The following is a 17,029-nucleotide window of genomic DNA, read 5'->3' on the forward strand; positions in this document are numbered from 1 at the left end:
GCTGATGTCCGGATTTGATCCGGACGATGTTCAGCCCGACCCCCCGGGGCTGAACACTGACGACCCTCGCCTCCTCCCCCCCTGGCGAGGGTCGTCCTCTGTCTGCGGCGGGTCTACCGCACTCCTCGGCTCGAACCCGTGAAATTGGTGCGCTGGTACCAGTTTCTATCCACAGGGCCGAAGTTGTCCACAGTTCGAGCCGAGCCCCTTCCGGCAGTCTCCGGCAGCGGGCACGCTCGCTGCATGGACGCAGAAGGCGGGGGTGAAGTGCTGGTTCTGGTCGACGACCCGGCATTGCTGCACAGCATCAGGCGCGTGGCGGCAGCGGCCGACCGGGCGCTGAACGAGGTCGACGTCGCCGACGCCCGGCACGTCTGGGGAAGCGCCCCGATCGTCGTGCTCGACGCACGCGCAGCCGCCGCGTGCCGCAACCGGCTCCCACGCCGGCGCCGGGTGGTGCTGCTGTGCGACGGGCCGCCGGGCATCGACGAGTGGCGGATCGCCACCGCGGTCGGGGCGGAACACGTGCTCGCAGTACCCGAGGACGAGTCCGCGCTGGTCGCCGTGCTCGGCGAGCAACCCCAGCGTCCCGACGCGGACGGCACCGTCGTCGCCGTCGTCGGCGGATGCGGCGGTGCGGGCGCCTCCACGCTGGCAGCGGCCACCGCCCTCACCGCCGCGTCGCGGCCGCAGCCGGCCCTTCTGCTCGACACCGACTCGTGGGGGTCCGGCCTCGACGTACTGCTGGGCATCGAGGACGTGCCCGGACTGCGATGGTCGGGTCTGTCGATCGAGGGCGGCCGGATCTCCTCGTCCGCGCTCCGGGACGCCCTCCCCGCCCGCGGCGAGCGGCTGCGGGTGCTCGCCTGCAGCAGGACGGGGCACGGCGCCGGACCGACAGCCGCCGCGGTCCGTGCGGTCACCGATGCCGGCCGCCATGCCGGCGATCTGGTCGTGTGCGACGTGTCGCGGTTCCCCGGCCCGGTCACGGAAACCGTCCTCGAACTCGCCGATCTGGTGGTTCTCGTCGTGCCCGCGACCGTCCGGGCCTGCATCGCCGCGGGAAAGGTGTCGCAGTGGATCACCGAGAGGAACCCCAACCAGGGACTCGTGGTCCGCGGCCCGGCACCCGGTGGGCTCCGCGGCGCCGACGTCGCGGAGGTTCTCGACCTGCCGCTGATCGCGTCGATGCGCGCCGAGCGCGCGCTCACCGGAATGCTCGAACACGGCGGACTGAGGCCGGGCAGGCGCTCCCCGCTGGGCGCCGCGGCCGAGGCGGTCCTCGACACGGTCGGCAGCAGACCGCGGTCGCGGGAGTGGGCGGCATGAGCTCCCTCGTCACACCCGATCTCCTCGACCGGGTGCGCGAACGTCTCGCGCACACGTCCGGCGAGCCGACGCCGGCGACCGTCGCCGCTGCCATCCGCACCGAGTCCGGTGGCGTGCTCGGCGACACCGATCTGCTCGGGGCGCTGCGGGTGCTCATGACCGAACTCACCGGCGCCGGCCCACTCGAGTCGTTGCTGACGGAACCGGGAGTCGCGGACGTGCTCGTCACCGCGCCCGACCGTGTGTGGGTCGATCGAGGCCGCGGGCTCGAACGCGCAGCCGTCCGGTTCACCGACGAGGCGGCGGTGCGCCGGCTCGCGCAACGGCTCGCGCTGTCCGCCGGACGCCGCCTCGACGACGCTCAGCCGTGGGTCGACGGAAGGTTGCGGGACGTCGGGAACGGTTCGTTCGGTGTGCGGCTGCATGCCGTCCTCGCTCCCGTGGCCCAGGGCGGTACTTGCCTGTCGCTGCGGGTGCTGCGCCCGGCCACCCAGGGGCTCGGCGCGCTCGTCGCGGGCGGTGCCGTGGCCGCGGAAGCCCACGACCTGCTGATGACGATCGTGCAGGCACGGCTCGCCTTCCTGGTCACCGGCGGCACCGGCGCAGGCAAGACCACGCTACTGGCCGCATTGCTGGGGGCGGTGGACCCGGCGGAACGGATCGTGTGCGTGGAGGATGCCGCGGAGTTGGCGCCGACGCACCCGCACGTGGTCCGGCTCGTGGCCAGGGCACCCAACGTCGAGGGCGTGGGTGAGGTCACCGTCCGGGACCTCGTCCGGCAATCACTGCGTATGCGACCCGACCGGATCGTCGTCGGCGAGGTTCGCGGCGCCGAGGTCGTCGACCTGCTGACGGCGCTCAACACAGGTCACGACGGCGGTGCCGGAACGGTGCACGCCAACTCGCCCGAGGAGGTTCCGGCACGGCTCGAAGCGCTTGCGGCACTGGGCGGAATGGACCGCGCGGCGCTGCACAGTCAACTGGCCGCCGCCGTGCAGGTGGTCCTGCACGTCCACCGGTCGTCGAGCGGGGCGCGGCGGCTGACGCAGATCGGTGTCGTCACTCGCGACGAACACGGGCGCGTCACGATCGTGCCCGCCTGGAGCCACGACACGGGTGAGGGTCCGGCGGTGGACCGGCTCCGCCACTTGTGTTCTCGGCGTGGACCGGTGGACTCGGGGACGGTGGTGCCGTCGTGATCGCCGGTCTGGTGGTCCTCGCCTGCGCGGTGCTGGCGGTGCCGTCCGCGAGATCGCGGCCCCGGTTGCTCGCGGTGACGGGCAGGGAAGGTCTCCGTCGCCGGTTGCGTCTGCCCTGGGTGGTTCCGGCGGCGCTCGCCGGCATTCCGATCGTGTACGAAGTGGGCGGGCTCTGCGCGGTCCTCGCCGCGACGATCGTCTGTGCAACTGTGCGTTTCAGGTCGGCGCGACGCAGGGCGGCGAAAGCGAAGGATGCCGATCTACGTGTCGTACTGTCGAGTCTCGAGGTGGTGACGGCGGAACTTCGGGTGGGTGCCCATCCGGCTGCCGCATGCCAGACGGCGGCCGACGAGTCGGCAGGCAGTGTGGCGGCGGCATTCCGGGCCGCGTCGGCGCGCTCGCGGCTCGGAGGATCGGCCGCGGACGGGTTCCGGATCGCGGACTCCCGTGTCGGTACCGAGTTGGGGCGGATCGCCGATATCTGGGCGGTGGCCGACGCGCACGGTCTCGCACTGGCGGAACTGCTCGAGGCTGCACGGACGGACCTGTTGGGACGCAGCCGCTTCCGTCAGCGAACGGAGGCCTCGCTGGCCGGCGCGAGGGCGACGGCGACCGTACTCGCCGGGCTGCCGCTGCTGGGTGTCGGTCTCGGCCAGATGATGGGGGCGGCCCCTCTGACGGTGCTGTTCGGCGGTGGTGTGGGCGGAATCCTGTTGCTGCTCGGTGCGGGGCTGGTGTGCGCGGGCCTGTTGTGGACCGACCGGATTACCGGACGTGTGACGGGATGATCTGGTGCGCGGTACTTCTCCTCGCCTGCGCCGTGCTGGTGTTGCCCGCACCCAGAGCGCCGGTACAGCGACTGCGCGGCAACGGCGGTCGCGGCCCGGGTGATGCGGCGTCCGCGGTCGACGACACCACGCGCCGCGAGGACCCGCTCGCGACCGCCGCGACCTTCGACCTCCTGGCAGCGTGTCTGCGCGCCGGACTGCCCGTCGCGACCGCGGCGCAGGCCGTGTCGCGGACGGCGCCGGCGCCGCTGGCGGAATCGCTGCGCCGTGCCGCGGACCTGCTGTCGCTGGGGGCGGATGCGGCGACCGCGTGGGAGGCGGCCGCGTCGGACCCGGCCACCGAATCCCTTGCCCGCATGGCGCGCCGGTCGGCCGCATCGGGATCGTCGCTCGCCGGTTCCATGACGGAACTTGCCGCCGACGGCCGGATCCAGGTCGAGCATCTGGCGGCGGCGTCGGCCGAACGCGCAGGCGTGCTGATCAGTGGCCCCCTCGGGCTGTGCTTCCTGCCGGCATTCATCTGCCTCGGCATCATCCCGGTCGTCGTCGGGCTTGCCTCGCGGGTGTTGGACGGCGGGCTGTTGTGACACATCGACACTTCCGGCGCAGAACCGCTGCGCCGGACACTCTGAAGGGGGAACACCATGGGACACGGAATCCGGGCCTTGGCGGAAGTTCGAGCATTGACCGCTCGCTTGACGCTGCTCGCGACGGACGAGGACGGCATGTCGACGGCGGAGTACGCCATCGGCACCATCGCGGCCGCGGCCTTCGGCGCCGTGCTGTATTCGGTCGTCACCGGCGACAGCATCGTCACGGCGTTGACGAACATCATCGACAAAGCGCTGAACACCGCGGTGTGATGAGTGCTGCCGAGAACCTGCGCCGGTCCGAGGCCGGCGGCGTGACGGTCGAGGCTGCCATCGCGATCGCGTCGATCGTGGCGGTGGTCGCGCTGTGTGTCGGCGCGATCACCGCGGCGACACTGCACGTCCGGTGCGTCGACTCGGCCCGCGAGGCAGCACGGCTCGCTGCCCGTGGAGATCGCGAGTCGGCGATCTCCACGGCGGCGAAGGTGGCACCCGACGGCGCCGACGTGTCGGTCCGAACCGAGGGGGAGTTCGTCGTCGCGACCGTGCGGGCACGCAGTCCACTCCTTCCGCTCGTGAACATCTCCGCGGAGGCGGTGGCGGTTCTCGAACCCACGGTGCCGGGGTGGAGCGGGGGAGGGCGGTGAGTTCGGGGATCAGCGACGATCGCGGTTCCGTGACCGTGACGGCGTGCTGTGCGCTCGCGGCGCTGGTGGTGCTCACGGCGATGCTGGTGCACGTCGGCTCGGCGGTGTCGGTGCGGCACCGGGCGCAGTCCGCCGCAGATCTGGCCGCCCTCGCCGCGGCCGTCGGGCTGGACCGCGGCACCGACGCGGCGTGTGCCGCGGCCCGGGAGGTCGCGGGGCGAATGCGCACCGAAGTCGTGTCCTGTGAGGTCGACGACTGGGACGTCGAGGTCGCGGTCACCGCACCCGTGCTTCTGTCCTCGCTGGGTGTCCGGGATGCCCGCGCCGTGGCGAGGGCAGGTCCCGCGGAGTGACATCGAAGCGAAGAGGCGGGCCGGTGACTCGCATCACGCCAGCGTGTCGGAGGTTTCGGCAACTATGACCAGATTCGGAATAATCCGCCGCTCAGGAAGTATTGGACGGCATGGATCCTGTGATGCGAGTCTCACTGATGCGAGCTGGTTTTCATCCACACCACTCCCTTTGGCGAGAGAGGGCATTACATGACCACGGCACCACCGAAGCGGACCGAGGCAGAGACAAAGGCGCGGAGGGCGGGTATCGCCTCGTTCATCGGCACCACGATCGAGTGGTACGACTTCTACATCTACGGCACTGCGTCGGCGCTGGTCTTCGGTCAGGTGTTCTTCTCCGACACCCTGCCGGCGGGCATGGGAACGCTCCTCGCGTTCGTCACGTTGTGGGCCGGGTTCCTCGCCCGTCCCATCGGCGGCATCGTCTTCGGCCATCTCGGCGACAAGATCGGTCGGAAGAACACGCTGGTCATCACGCTCATGATGATGGGCACCGCCACCGTCGGAATCGGACTCCTGCCCTCCTACGCGCAGATCGGAATATGGGCGCCCGCTGCCCTGGTGTTCCTCCGGGTCGTCCAGGGTGTGGCAGTGGGCGGTGAATGGGGCGGGGCTGTCCTGATCGCCAGTGAGAACGCACCCAAGGGGAAGGGGATTCTGTACTCGGCGTTCGCCCAGCAGGGGTCGCCCGCCGGAAACCTCCTGGCGACGATGGCGTTCTTCCTGCTCTCCGCCATGCCCACCCCGGCGTTCGTGCTCTACGGCTGGCGCATCCCGTTCCTGATCTCCGCGGCCCTGGTGATCGTCGGCATGATCATCCGTCTCAAGCTCGAAGAGTCGGACGCGATGAAGACCGTGCTGAAGCGCAAGAAGACCGTCGCACTGCCGATCGGTGAGGTGCTGCGCAAGCATTGGGTCCTCGTCCTCCTCGGTGCAGGCGCGCTGCCCCTGGCCCAGGTGACGTACTTCAAGAACACCTTCGCGTTGTCCTGGGCCACCAGCGAACTCGGCTACGACCGGGGCACGTTCCTCGGCGCCATCGCCATCGCCCTCGTGGTCCAGTTCATCGTGCAGCCGTTCGGCGCCGTCCTGGTGTCCCGGATCGACATGCGGAAAGCCATGTGCATCATGGTGATTCCCGAGTTCGTCCTGATGCCGGCAATGTTCTTCGCGATCCGGACCGAGAACTTCGCCATTGCCGTCGTCGCGATGTGCCTCGCGACCATTCCGCACTCGATGTTCTACGGCGCCATCGCCGGAGTGCTCGCGCGTGCCTTCCCCGCCAACATCCGCTACACCGGTCTTTCCGCGGCCTACCAGCTGTGTTCGCTGGTCGTCGGCGGCGGCACCCCGGTGCTGGCGCAGTGGATGCTCAACTCGTCCGGAAACATCGTCGGCGTTGCGTTCGTGTCGGCCGGCTATGCCGCCGTCTCCCTGGTCTGCACGCTGTTGTTGCTGAACCGGACCGGATTCGACGCGCGCCGGTTGTCGACCGCGGAGCAATCCGACGCGGACGAACTGCAGCTCGACATCGATGAGGACGATGCGGTGGACACCGCTCCCAGTGCAGGGCAGGCCCGTGCGACAGCCCACACCTGACCGCGCAGGTCATTCTGGCGTGGGCAATGCCTCCTCGGACAGCCGGAGGACTTCCCGCAAGGCGGCGTTGTCGTCGTCCGCTCGCCACGCGATCCGCAGTTGCAGGGTGCTGGGACCGCCGACCAGCGGGAGGAACACGACATCCGGGTTGTTCACGTTCTCGGCCACGGAGGAGACGGTCAACGCGCAGCCGACCTCCGCGGACACCAACGCCATCAACGCCATCGAGTCCGGGGCGCTCTGCACGATCCGGGGCGTGAAACCGGCGTCGTGGGCCGCCCTCTGCAGGGAGTCGCGCAGCGCCGATCCGGGATCGGCGGGCAGCGTCACCCACGGCTCGGTGGCCAGTTCCTCGATGCGAACGCCGTCCCTGCCCGCGAGCGGGTGGTCGGTGGGCAGGGCCACCACGAATTCCTCGTTGAGGATGACGCGAGACGCGATGCCCGGCGGGGTGAAGATCCACCGGACCAGACCGATGTCGAGGGTTCCGTCGAGGAGCTTGTTCAGTGCTTCGCTCGCGAAAGCGGAACTGTCCAGAACGAATTCGATACCCGGATGGGTGTGCCGGACGAGTTTCGCCCACCGCCCGATGAGCAGGTGGGACGAGACTCCGGCGAAGCCGATGCGGACCCGGCCGACCTGTCCGCGCCCGGCGGCGGCGACGGCGATTTCCGCGAGCCGGCAGGCGTCCAGGATCTCGCGTGCCGGGCCGAGCAGTGCCTCACCGGCGGAGGTCAACCGCACGTTCCGCGTGTTTCTTTCGAAAAGAGTTGCCCCGAGCTGCTTTTCCAGTTGCCGAATCGTGCGGCTCAGCGGCGGCTGGGCCGAGTGCAGGCGCTGTGCGGCGCGGCCGAAGTGCAACTCCTCGGCGACCGCGAGAAAGGCAGTGATCTGAGAAATCTCCACGGGAGAACTATTGCAGTTCCGGCAACAGATTTGTCAACACTATTGAGTCAAACGGCGGTAATCCGGTGGGGAAGGTCCCGAGGCGACGTCCCGTCGTCCCGGAGAAGGGCATGGCGATGAGCAAAGTGGTCAGCATGGCGGAAGCCATAGGAACGTACGTCGAAGACGGCATGACCGTGTGCCTCGAGGGCTTCTCGCATCTCATCTCGTTCGCGGCCGCCCACGAGATCATCCGGCAGCAGCGGCAGAACCTCACGCTGTGCCGGATGACGCCCGACATCGTGTCGGATCAACTCGTGGCCGCCGGTTGTGTCACCAAGCTCGTGGCCTCGTTCTTCGCGAGCGGATCCGCCGGATCCCTGCACGAGTTGCGACGCCGTATCGAGCACCACGATCCGGTTGCCCTCGAGGTCGAGGAGTACAGCCACTACGGAATGGTCTGCCGCTATCAGGCGGGCGCCGCGCGCCTCCCGTTCTTTCCGCTGCGCTCCTATGCCGGAAGCGACCTTCCGCGGCTCAACCCGCGAATTCGACTCGTCGACGATCCCTACGGGGAGGGCACCGTGTACGTCGTGCCTCCGCTGAACCCGGACGTCACCATCGTTCACGCGCAGCGCGCCGACCGTCACGGCAACGTGCAGATCTGGGGTATCTCCGGGGTTCAGCAGGAAGCGGTGTACGCCGCGGGGAAGGCGATCGTGGTCGTCGAGGAGATCGTCGACGACGAGGTCGTCCGCTCCGACCCCAGCCGCACGCTGATCCCTTCTCACGCGGTCGATGCCGTCGTCGTCTGTCCGCGCGGGGCGCATCCGTCCTACGTGCAGGGCTACTACGACCGGGACTGCGCGTTCTACCGACGCTGGACCGCGATCAGCAAGGACTCCGCACTCCTGCAGGCGTGGCTGAAGGAGTGGATCCATGGCACCGCGAATCACGACGAGTACCTGGACAAACTCGGCGGCGACTACTGGAACGACCTCGCCGTCGAGCCTCGATTCTCCGAACCAGTCGACTACGGGAGCCGGAAATGAGCACAGCACCACTCGGAGCGGTCTCGGCGACGGAGATCATCGTGTCCGTCGCCGCCCGCGAACTCGCCGGGAAGGGGCGCGTCTTCGCCGGCGTCGGCTTGCCGACTCTCGCCGTCGATCTCGCCAAGAGGACAAGTAACCCGGACGTCGAATTGATCTACGAATCGGGAGTGTGCGGCGCCCACCCCGCCGCGATGGCCGAGGGCATCGCCGACTCGGTCGTCGTGTCGGGCGCGGAGTCGGTGGTGTCGATGTCAGCGTTGTTCGGCTACGTGCTGCAGGGCGGCAACGTCGACGTCGGATTCCTCGGCGCGGCCCAGATCGACCGGTACGGCAGCCTCAACACCAGCATCATCGGAGACTGGGGCAAGCCGACGGTCCGGTTGCCCGGTGCCGGTGGCGCCGTGGAGATCATGCCCAACGCCGGCGAGATCTTCGTGGTGATGCGCCGACACGACCCCAGCGCTTTCCCCGCGGAACTCGACTTCTGCACGTCGCCGAGTCCCGTCCGGGCCCGGGCTGAAGGTGACGGGATCATGCCTCGTGGCCGAGGGGTGACGAAGGTGTTCACGAACCTCGGGGTGCTGTCGCGGCAGGGCCCGTTCGACGAACTCGAACTGGTCAGCGTGCACGAGGGGGTCACCGTCGACGACGTGCGAGCCCAGACCGGCTGGGAGCTGAAGGTCGCGGACGATCTCACCGTCACCGCCCCGCCGACCCGCATGGAGATTCACCTGCTCCGCGATGTGATCGACAAGGTTCGGCTGTATCTGCGCTGACCCGTCAGCCGAGCGAGTCCAGTACCGCCGTCAGGACCCGGATCGCGCCGTCCTTGTCGAGGGGGTCGTTGCCGTTTCCGCACTTCGGTGAGTACACGCAGGACGGGCACCCTGACGTGCATTCGCACGATTCGATCGCTTCCCGGGTCGCGCCGAGCCATCGGGTGAGTTCGGCGTGACCCCGGTCGGCGAATCCGGCGCCGCCTGCATGACCGTCGTAGACGAACACGGTGGGAAGTCCGGTGTCGGCGTGCACCGCCGTCGAGACGCCGCCGATGTCGCCTCGATCGCACACCGCGACGAGCGGCAGGAGCCCGATCGCGGCATGTTCGGCGGCGTGGAGCGAACCGGGCACGCGGTCGGCCGGAACACCGGCCCGCACCAGAAGTTCCGGGGTGACGGTGTACATCACGGCGCGGGTGGGGAGGGTCTGCTTCGGCATGTCCAGTTCGACCGCGTCGAGGACCTCGCCCGAAGGCAGCCGTCGCAGGTACCCGATCACCTGATGGGTCACCTCCACCTCGACGAGCGCCACCTCGACGTCGCCGAACTGCTTCTGCTCGAGCACCGAGGTGACGGTGATCTCGGTGGTCTCGCGGGCCGACGTCGTCCAGTCCGGGTCCTCCGCGTGCACCAGGGCGAGTCCCTGGTCGAGGTCGAGTTCGTCGACGACGTACGACTCACCCTGATGGATGTGGACGGCGCCGGGATGTGCCGTGGCGGGAGCGCGGCCCGTGTCGACAGTTCCGAGCATGCGTCCGGATTCCGACACGACAATTGCCACCTGGGTTCCGATTCCACCCCGGATATCCACTGCGCCATGAGGATTTGTGCCGGCGGTGACGAACCAGCCGTGTGCCCGCCGGCGGATCAGGCCTTGCTCGGCCAGCTTTCCGAGAACGTCGATCGCCCCGAACGCCTCGGCCTCGGCGTCGGACAGTGGTAGTTCCATTGCCGCGCAGAGCAACTGCGGGCCGAGGACGTACGGATTGCTCGGGTCCGTGACGGTCGCCTCGACGGGTTTGTCGAGCAGCGCGGACGGGTGGTGGACGAGGTAGGTGTCGAGAGGGTCGTCACGCGCGACCAGGACTACGAGCGATCCTTCGCCTCGTCGCCCGGACCGGCCTCCCTGCTGCCAGAACGACGCCACCGTGCCGGGGAACCCGGCGACCACGACGGCGTCGAGGCCGGCGATGTCGACGCCGAGTTCCAGCGCATTCGTCGTCGCCGCCCCCAGTAGTGTGCCGTCCGCGAGTGCGGTCTCGAGCTCACGCCGATCCTCGGCGAGGTACCCGGCTCGATACGACGCGACTCGCGACGAGAGTTCGGGATCGATCTCCCCGAGTAGGCGTTTGGTCGCCATCGCGGTCAGTTCCGCGCCCCTACGGGAGCGCACGAAGGTGAGCGTGCGGGCCCCCTCGACCATCAGGTCGGCCATGATGCGCGCGGCCTCCGAACCGGCGGGCCGTCGAACGGGGCTTCCGTTCTCCCCGGTGACCTCCCGCATGAGCGGGGGTTCCCACAGCGCGACCGTCCGGGGACCGTGTGGTGAACCGTCTTCCACTACCTCGGCGCAGGGCGCTCCGATCAGCCGTGACGCCGCCGCCCCGGGGTCCGCCGTCGTCGCGGACGCGAGGACGAAGACGGGTTCGGCGCCGTACCGTGCCGCGATGCGCCGGAGCCGCCGCAGCACGAGCGCGACATTCGAGCCGAAGACACCACGGTAGGAGTGGCATTCGTCGATCACCACGTAGGCCAGGTTCCGGAAGAAGTGCGCCCATCGCTGATGGGTCCGGAGGAGGGAGATGTGCAGCATGTCGGGGTTCGTGAAGAGCCACCGCGAGTTCTCCCGTGCCCAGTGCCGCACTTCGAGTGGGGTGTCGCCGTCGAACACGCACGGGCACACGCCCCGGAGGTCGTCCCCGGCGTCCAGGACTTCCGAGTCGATGAGCGAGGTCACGGCCCGCAGCTGGTCTGCTCCCAGCGCCTTGGTCGGCGAGAGGTAAAGGGCGGTAGCCCGCGGATCCGTTGCCAGAGTGGTGAGTACCGGAAGCTGGTAGGCCAGGGACTTGCCCGAGGCGGTGCCGGTCGACACCACGACGTTCGTCCCGTGATGTGCCAGGTCGGCGGCGGCGGCCTGGTGCGTCCAGGGACGGGGGATCCCGTTCTCCTGCATGGCCCGGACGACGCTCGGGTGCGCCCACGCGGGCCATTCCGACAGCTGAGAAGTCCGGGCAGGCATTTCGGCGGCGAAAGTGAGCGGGTTTTCGTCTCGGGGAACGCCCTCGAGGACTCGGTTCAGCAGCGCCCGGCCGTATGTTTCGCCCGTATTTCCACTGTCGTCACGTGGTGAAAACGGTGTGCTCACTGATGTCTCCGGGCTGTCGTAGGGGACGGGCGAGTAGCTTCCCCACCGCCACGACCTGCGCATTTGATGATAACGAGTGCCTCTCCGGGGCTGTCGCCCGGGGTGTCGTGCCCCCCGCGTCAATCCACTGTTTCGTGCCTGTTCGCTACAAGATCAACTTTTTGTGTGAATTGTTCGGATTTCGACTGTTGCGTTCGCGGAGTTCATGGTTGACTACAACTGGTCGCAGCTTCTGTGTTCGTAGGCTTGAAAGAGTGAACGCTCGCAGGATCGATGTTGCGAACGCGGTGCTCTGCTTTTCCTGAGGGGGAAATCTAGAAGTACAGCGGTCGGAACCGGCCCGGCGGACTGTATGTGCTGTCCGCCGAATCCGGTGGTTAGAAAGAGAAGGAAAAGCATGGCACAGGGCACTGTGAAGTGGTTCAACGCGGAAAAGGGCTTCGGCTTCATCGCACCCGAAGACGGCTCCGCTGACGTCTTCGTTCACTACTCCGAGATCCAGGGCAGCGGCTTCCGCACCCTCGAGGAGAACCAGCGCGTGGAGTTCGAGGTCGGCCAGGGCACCAAGGGCCCCCAGGCTACCGGCGTTCGCGCAGTCTGATTCTGCCGTTCACATTCGTGAACACGTAAATCAGATAGGCGGGGTCCTCGTGACCGCGTCTGATTCGTCCCCCATCGCCTGAGGCGGTGGGGGACGAGTCGTTTTCACGGCAACGGTGCCGTGGCATAAGGGGGTACTTCAGTGAGCCAGCTCTCCTTCTTCTCCGCGGAGGCGATGCCGCCGGCAGTCACCGATCTGTGCGGTCTTCTCGCCGCGACGGGGCAGGTGGTCACATCGGCCGGGCGTGCGCGCATCTCGATCGTGGTCGACGCGCAGTGGCGGGCAGAGGCGATTGCGGAGTTGATCACCGAGGCCGGACTCGAGGTCGAGATCACGCGCAGCGACGAGGGAAGCCCTCTGGTCCGCACCGCGTCGGTCGTCGACTTGCGGCCGCTCGCGGACCAGTGGACGAGGGGAGCGGTCAAGGCGGTGCCCTCCGGCTGGGTGCCGTCGGGGCGTCAGCTGAGGGTGTGGGCTCTCGCGTCGGGCAGGAGCGAAGCAGAGAGGGAACGGTTCGTCCTCGGACTCGATCCGCACGCCCCGGATACCTACGCGCCGTTGGCTCAGGCATTGATGAGAGCGGGCATCGCGCCGACGCTGATCGGCACCCGTGGCTCCGGTCCGGGGCTCCGAATCTCGGGTCGGCGTAGGCTCGGCAGACTCGTCGAGAGCATCGGCGAGGCGCCCGGAAATTTGGACGACCGTACCGGTTGGCCCCACGTGTAGAGCCGCGTAGACGGTACTGATCTGCGAGGATGGGTTCCGGGTATGTCACTCTAGTAATAGGCGAACCGGGTATAAAAGGGTTTGTCTGCACAACTGTCGAGTGGCAGCGATCGACTTCAGGAAGGCTCGGGCTACAGGTGGCTAAAGGGGACAACGGCAGTGCACAGGGTGCGGCGGGAGCGTCCGGCCAGCCTCGCCGCCTCGTGATCGTCGAGTCGCCGACCAAGGCCCGCAAGATCGCCCCGTACCTCGGAAAGAACTATGTCGTCGAGGCGTCGGTCGGCCACATTCGTGACCTTCCGCGCGGAGCCGCAGACGTCCCGGCCAAGTACAAGGGTGAGTCGTGGGCGCGGCTCGGCGTCAACGTCGACCATGATTTCGAACCGCTCTACGTGGTCAGTCCGGAGAAGAAGTCCAAGGTCACGGAGCTGAAGAGTCTCCTCAAGGACGCCGACGAACTCTTCCTGGCCACCGACCCCGACCGCGAGGGCGAAGCGATCGCCTGGCACCTCCTCGAGACGCTCAAGCCGAAGATCCCGGTTCGCCGGATGGTCTTCCACGAGATCACCGAGCCGGCCATCCGCGCCGCGGCCGAGGACACCCGTGAACTCGACACCGACTTGGTCGACGCTCAGGAGACCCGCCGCATCCTCGACCGTCTGTACGGCTACGAGGTCAGCCCCGTGCTGTGGAAGAAGGTCATGCCGAGGCTGTCGGCGGGCCGCGTGCAATCCGTCGCCACCCGCGTCATCGTGCAGCGCGAACGCGAGCGGATGGCCTTCCGTTCGGCGTCCTACTGGGACATCTCCGCCACCCTCGACGCCGGCGCCGAGGCCAGCCCCCGCAGTTTCGGGGCGCGTCTGGTGAGCGTCGACGGCTCCCGGGTGGCCACCGGCCGCGACTTCGGCGCGGACGGCCAGCTGAAGACGAGCACCGTCACGGTTCTGGACGAGGCGCGGGCGCAGCGTCTGGCCGAGTCCCTCGCCGGTGTCGACCTCACCGTCTCCTCCGCCGAGAGCAAGCCGTACACCCGCAAGCCGTACGCGCCGTTCATGACGTCGACGTTGCAGCAGGAGGCGGGCCGCAAGCTCCGCTTCACGTCCGAGCGGACCATGCGCATCGCGCAGCGGCTGTACGAGAACGGCTACATCACTTACATGCGTACCGACTCGACGACCTTGTCGTCGTCGGCGATCGCTGCCGCCCGCGCGCAGGCCACCGAGTTGTACGGCGCCGAGTATGTGCACGACACACCGCGCCAGTACACGCGCAAGGTCAAGAACGCGCAGGAGGCGCACGAGGCCATCCGCCCGGCCGGTGACGTGTTCCAGACCCCTGGTCAGCTGCACTCCCGCCTCGACACCGACGAGTTCCGCCTGTACGAGCTGATCTGGCAGCGGACCGTGGCGTCGCAGATGGCGGACGCGCGGGGCACGACGCTGACCCTGCGGATCACCGGAACCGCGGGCACCGGCGAGGAATGCACCTTCTCCTCCTCGGGCCGCACCATCACGTTCGCCGGATTCCTGAAGGCCTACGTGGAGAGCGTCGACGAGGAGGCCGGCGGCCAGTCCGACGACGCCGAGTCGCGCCTGCCGGTGCTCGTCGAGGGCCAGGCGGTCACCGCCACCAAGCTCGACCCCGACGGCCACACCACCAACCCGCCCGCCCGCTACACCGAGGCGAGCCTGATCAAGACCCTCGAAGAGCTGGGCATCGGCCGCCCGTCCACCTATTCGTCGATCATCAAGACCATTCTCGATCGCGGATACGTCTACAAACGCGGCAGCGCGCTGGTCCCGTCCTGGGTGGCGTTCGCCGTCATCGGTCTCCTCGAGATGCACTTCGGGCGGTTGGTCGACTTCGACTTCACCGCCGGGATGGAAGACGACCTCGACGCGATCGCCGGTGGCCGGGAACAGCGCGGCAACTGGCTGAGCAGTTTCTACTTCGGCGGCGATCACGGCGCCGAGGGTTCGGTTGCCCGTGAGGGCGGCCTGAAGAAGATGGTCGGCGTCAACCTCGAGGAGATCGACGCTCGCGAGGTCAACTCGATCAGGCTCTTCGACGACGCCGAGGGACGGGAAGTGCACGTCCGCGTCGGACGGTTCGGTCCGTACCTCGAGCGGATGGTCCAGAACCCGGACGATCCCGAGGGCGACCTCATCTCCCAGCGGGCCAACCTGCCCGACGACCTTCCGCCGGACGAGCTGACACCGGAGTACGCGGAGAAGCTGTTCTCGACGCCGCAGGAGGGTCGCAAGCTGGGCGTCGACCCGCTCACCGGCCACGAGATCGTCGCGAAGGAAGGCCGCTTCGGCCCCTACGTCACCGAGATCCTTCCCGAGCCGGAACCGGAGCCCGAACCGGCAGTGGTGCCGGTGACGGACGAATCCGGCGACGGGACGACCAAGACGAAGACAGCTGCCAAGAAGGCGCCCGCGAAGAAGGCGGCGGCGAAGAAGGCCACCGGTCCGAAGCCACGGACGGGTTCGCTGCTCAAGTCGATGGACCTGGCTACGGTGACCCTCGACGACGCCCTCAAGCTGCTGTCGCTGCCGCGCGTCGTGGGTGTCGATCCGGAGTCCAAGGAAGAGATCACCGCGCAGAACGGTCGCTACGGCCCGTACCTGAAGAAGGGGACGGATTCGCGGTCCCTCGCCACCGAGGACCAGATGTTCACGGTGACCCTCGACGAGGCTCTGAAGATCTACGCGGAGCCCAAGCGCCGCGGTCGTCAGGCCGCGGCCACCCCGCCGCTGCGTGAGCTGGGCGTCGACGCGGTCAGCGAGAAGCCGATGGTGATCAAGGACGGCCGGTTCGGGCCGTACGTGACCGACGGTGAAACCAACGCCAGCCTCCGCAAGGGCGACGAGGTGGAGTCCATCACCGACGCCCGCGCTTCGGAACTGCTGGCGGATCGGCGTGCCCGCGGTCCCGTCAAGAAGAAGGCGACCGCGAAGAAGGCGCCGGCCAAGAAGGCGGCAAAGAAGACCGCCGCCAAGAAGGCGCCGGCCAAGAAGGCGGCCTCGAAGAAGGCAGCGGACAAGAAGGCGTGAGCCGGTACCTCGGGCCGGTCGTGCTGTCGCATGTGCCGGTTAGGCTGGCGCGGTGACGGTATTCGACCGGTTGGTGGGCCAAGAGGACGTCGAGGCCGAGCTGACGGCCGCGGCGACCGCGGCCCGTCGCGGAGTCGGTGCGATGGGCTCCTCGATGACGCATTCGTGGCTGTTCACCGGCCCGCCCGGATCGGGTAGGTCGGTGGCCGCGCAGTGTTTCGCCGCAGCACTCCAATGCACCAGCGACGGCGTTCCGGGCTGCGGCGTCTGCCACGCCTGCACCACAGCGATGGCCGGTACCCACGGCGACGTCCGGCAGGTCGTCCCCGAGGGCCTGAGCATCAGCGTCAAGGAGATGCGCGCCATCGTGCAGACCGCCGCCCGACGGCCGAGCACCGGGCGCTGGCAGATCGTGGTCGTCGAGGACGCGGACCGGCTCACCGAGGGGGCGGCCAACGCCCTCCTGAAAGTGGTGGAGGAGCCGCCGGATCGCACCGTGTTCCTGTTGTGTGCGCCCTCCGTCGACCCGCAGGACATCTCCGTGACGCTGCGGTCGCGCTGCCGGCACGTCCATCTCGTGACCCCGTCGGCTGATTCCATCGCCAAGGTCCTGCGCGAGCGGGACGGCCTGGATCCCGCCGATGCGCGACTGGCAGCCTCGATCAGCGGCGGTCACGTCGGGCGCGCCCGACGTCTTGCGACAGATCTCAATGCCAAAGTGCGTCGTAAGGACGCTCTGGATCTCGCTGTCGCGGCACTGCGACCCGCCACCGCGTTCGCCGCGGCGGAGGAACTGGTGCGTTCGGCCGATGCGGAGGCGAAGGAGATGAGCGCGTCCAGGGACGAGCAGGAGACCGAGGAGTTGCGCACCGCGCTGGGGGCGGGCGGCACCGGCAAGGGTGCTGCCGGAGCTCTGCGAGGCTCGGCCGGCGTGCTGAAGGATCTCGAGAAGCGCCAGAAGTCCAGGGCCACTCGCACGGGCCGTGACGCACTCGACCGTGCATTGATCGATCTGGCCGGTCTCTACCGCGACGCGCTCGCCGTCGCATGGAAA

The 17,029-nt window shown here is 68.4% G+C and carries 16 protein-coding genes (1 of these 16 only partly in view); 14 read left to right on the plus strand and 2 right to left on the minus strand.

Translation table 11 applies throughout. The annotated features are described in order from the left end of the window. The first annotated feature begins 243 nt into the window (after positions 1-243). The 8 genes from ssd (at position 244) to ACLIVD_RS03470 (ending at position 6,505) form a co-directional block, all read left to right on the plus strand. A complete protein-coding gene (ssd, locus tag ACLIVD_RS03435) occupies positions 244-1,329 on the plus strand; it encodes a septum site-determining protein Ssd (RefSeq protein WP_491931951.1) in 1,086 nt (361 codons plus the stop codon). After that, on the plus strand, positions 1,326-2,528 hold the full coding sequence (locus ACLIVD_RS03440) for a TadA family conjugal transfer-associated ATPase (RefSeq protein ID WP_491931952.1): 1,203 nt from the start codon (positions 1,326-1,328) through the stop codon (positions 2,526-2,528). The genes ssd and ACLIVD_RS03440 overlap by 4 nt, the downstream gene beginning before the upstream one ends. After that, positions 2,525-3,316, plus strand: a complete 792-nt coding sequence (locus ACLIVD_RS03445) for a type II secretion system F family protein (protein ID WP_491931953.1) — start codon at positions 2,525-2,527, stop codon at positions 3,314-3,316. The genes ACLIVD_RS03440 and ACLIVD_RS03445 overlap by 4 nt, the downstream gene beginning before the upstream one ends. Continuing rightward, positions 3,313-3,903, plus strand: coding sequence for a type II secretion system F family protein (locus ACLIVD_RS03450; RefSeq protein ID WP_477956298.1), 591 nt, complete (start codon positions 3,313-3,315; stop codon positions 3,901-3,903). The genes ACLIVD_RS03445 and ACLIVD_RS03450 overlap by 4 nt, the downstream gene beginning before the upstream one ends. A 57-nt stretch (positions 3,904-3,960) precedes the next feature. Beyond that, positions 3,961-4,179 (plus strand): DUF4244 domain-containing protein, encoded by a 219-nt coding sequence (locus tag ACLIVD_RS03455; RefSeq protein ID WP_105421752.1) that lies wholly within the window; start codon positions 3,961-3,963, stop codon positions 4,177-4,179. Further along, entirely contained in the window at positions 4,179-4,553 is a 375-nt protein-coding gene (locus ACLIVD_RS03460; RefSeq protein WP_491931955.1) for a TadE family type IV pilus minor pilin, read from the plus strand. The genes ACLIVD_RS03455 and ACLIVD_RS03460 overlap by 1 nt, the downstream gene beginning before the upstream one ends. Next, the gene (locus ACLIVD_RS03465; protein ID WP_491931956.1) at positions 4,550-4,906 is read left to right on the plus strand and encodes an Rv3654c family TadE-like protein; all 357 of its coding nucleotides are present in this window, start codon (positions 4,550-4,552) and stop codon (positions 4,904-4,906) included. Before ACLIVD_RS03460 ends, ACLIVD_RS03465 begins: the two co-directional genes overlap by 4 nt. Positions 4,907-5,095: 189 nt before the next feature. Beyond that, a complete protein-coding gene (locus ACLIVD_RS03470) occupies positions 5,096-6,505 on the plus strand; it encodes an MFS transporter (RefSeq protein ID WP_105421745.1) in 1,410 nt (469 codons plus the stop codon). A 9-nt stretch (positions 6,506-6,514) separates the two neighbouring features. On the opposite strand, the gene ACLIVD_RS03475 is transcribed toward ACLIVD_RS03470, so the two are convergent. Further along, complete coding sequence (locus ACLIVD_RS03475) at positions 6,515-7,411, minus strand: LysR family transcriptional regulator (RefSeq protein ID WP_280782888.1); 897 nt, start codon at positions 7,409-7,411, stop codon at positions 6,515-6,517. A 110-nt stretch (positions 7,412-7,521) separates the two neighbouring features. Here ACLIVD_RS03475 and ACLIVD_RS03480 point away from each other — a divergent pair, with 110 nt between their 5' ends. Beyond that, positions 7,522-8,442 (plus strand): CoA transferase subunit A, encoded by a 921-nt coding sequence (locus tag ACLIVD_RS03480; RefSeq protein ID WP_005248463.1) that lies wholly within the window; start codon positions 7,522-7,524, stop codon positions 8,440-8,442. Then, on the plus strand, positions 8,439-9,221 hold the full coding sequence (locus tag ACLIVD_RS03485) for a CoA-transferase subunit beta (protein WP_491931957.1): 783 nt from the start codon (positions 8,439-8,441) through the stop codon (positions 9,219-9,221). Before ACLIVD_RS03480 ends, ACLIVD_RS03485 begins: the two co-directional genes overlap by 4 nt. A 4-nt stretch (positions 9,222-9,225) precedes the next feature. Here ACLIVD_RS03485 and ACLIVD_RS03490 read toward each other — a convergent pair whose 3' ends face one another. Then, positions 9,226-11,589, minus strand: a complete 2,364-nt coding sequence (locus ACLIVD_RS03490) for a DEAD/DEAH box helicase (RefSeq protein ID WP_491931958.1) — start codon at positions 11,587-11,589, stop codon at positions 9,226-9,228. Positions 11,590-11,986: 397 nt separating this feature from the next. Between ACLIVD_RS03490 and ACLIVD_RS03495 the strand changes: the two genes are divergently transcribed. From ACLIVD_RS03495 to ACLIVD_RS03510, 4 genes are all read left to right on the plus strand, one after another. Next, complete coding sequence (locus tag ACLIVD_RS03495; RefSeq protein WP_005248460.1) at positions 11,987-12,190, plus strand: cold-shock protein; 204 nt, start codon at positions 11,987-11,989, stop codon at positions 12,188-12,190. Between the two features lie 141 nt (positions 12,191-12,331). Further along, positions 12,332-12,916 (plus strand): hypothetical protein, encoded by a 585-nt coding sequence (locus ACLIVD_RS03500; RefSeq protein WP_491931959.1) that lies wholly within the window; start codon positions 12,332-12,334, stop codon positions 12,914-12,916. Positions 12,917-13,053: 137 nt separating this feature from the next. Continuing rightward, on the plus strand, positions 13,054-15,975 hold the full coding sequence (topA, locus tag ACLIVD_RS03505; protein ID WP_283354206.1) for a type I DNA topoisomerase: 2,922 nt from the start codon (positions 13,054-13,056) through the stop codon (positions 15,973-15,975). Between the two features lie 52 nt (positions 15,976-16,027). After that, positions 16,028-17,029, plus strand: partial view of a DNA polymerase III subunit delta' gene (locus ACLIVD_RS03510; protein WP_280782883.1) — the 5' portion only. The gene runs 213 nt beyond the window's last position; the window shows 1,002 of its 1,215 coding nt (coding positions 1-1,002); it begins with the start codon at positions 16,028-16,030; its stop codon lies off the right edge, out of view.

The sequence above is a fragment of the Rhodococcus sp. G6(2025) genome, from assembly GCF_058628105.1.

What these genes read in the sequence shown, in the direction of transcription:
- ACLIVD_RS03470 (WP_105421745.1), top strand. Translation starts at nt 5,096, where the DNA reads ATGACCACGGCACCACCGAAGCGGACCGAGGCAGAGACAAAGGCGCGG.
- ACLIVD_RS03450 (WP_477956298.1), top strand. Translation starts at nt 3,313, where the DNA reads ATGATCTGGTGCGCGGTACTTCTCCTCGCCTGCGCCGTGCTGGTGTTG.
- ACLIVD_RS03455 (WP_105421752.1), top strand. Translation starts at nt 3,961, where the DNA reads ATGGGACACGGAATCCGGGCCTTGGCGGAAGTTCGAGCATTGACCGCT.
- ACLIVD_RS03460 (WP_491931955.1), top strand. Translation starts at nt 4,179, where the DNA reads ATGAGTGCTGCCGAGAACCTGCGCCGGTCCGAGGCCGGCGGCGTGACG.
- ACLIVD_RS03485 (WP_491931957.1), top strand. Translation starts at nt 8,439, where the DNA reads ATGAGCACAGCACCACTCGGAGCGGTCTCGGCGACGGAGATCATCGTG.
- ACLIVD_RS03495 (WP_005248460.1), top strand. Translation starts at nt 11,987, where the DNA reads ATGGCACAGGGCACTGTGAAGTGGTTCAACGCGGAAAAGGGCTTCGGC.
- ACLIVD_RS03440 (WP_491931952.1), top strand. Translation starts at nt 1,326, where the DNA reads ATGAGCTCCCTCGTCACACCCGATCTCCTCGACCGGGTGCGCGAACGT.
- ACLIVD_RS03480 (WP_005248463.1), top strand. Translation starts at nt 7,522, where the DNA reads ATGGCGATGAGCAAAGTGGTCAGCATGGCGGAAGCCATAGGAACGTAC.
- ssd (WP_491931951.1), top strand. Translation starts at nt 244, where the DNA reads ATGGACGCAGAAGGCGGGGGTGAAGTGCTGGTTCTGGTCGACGACCCG.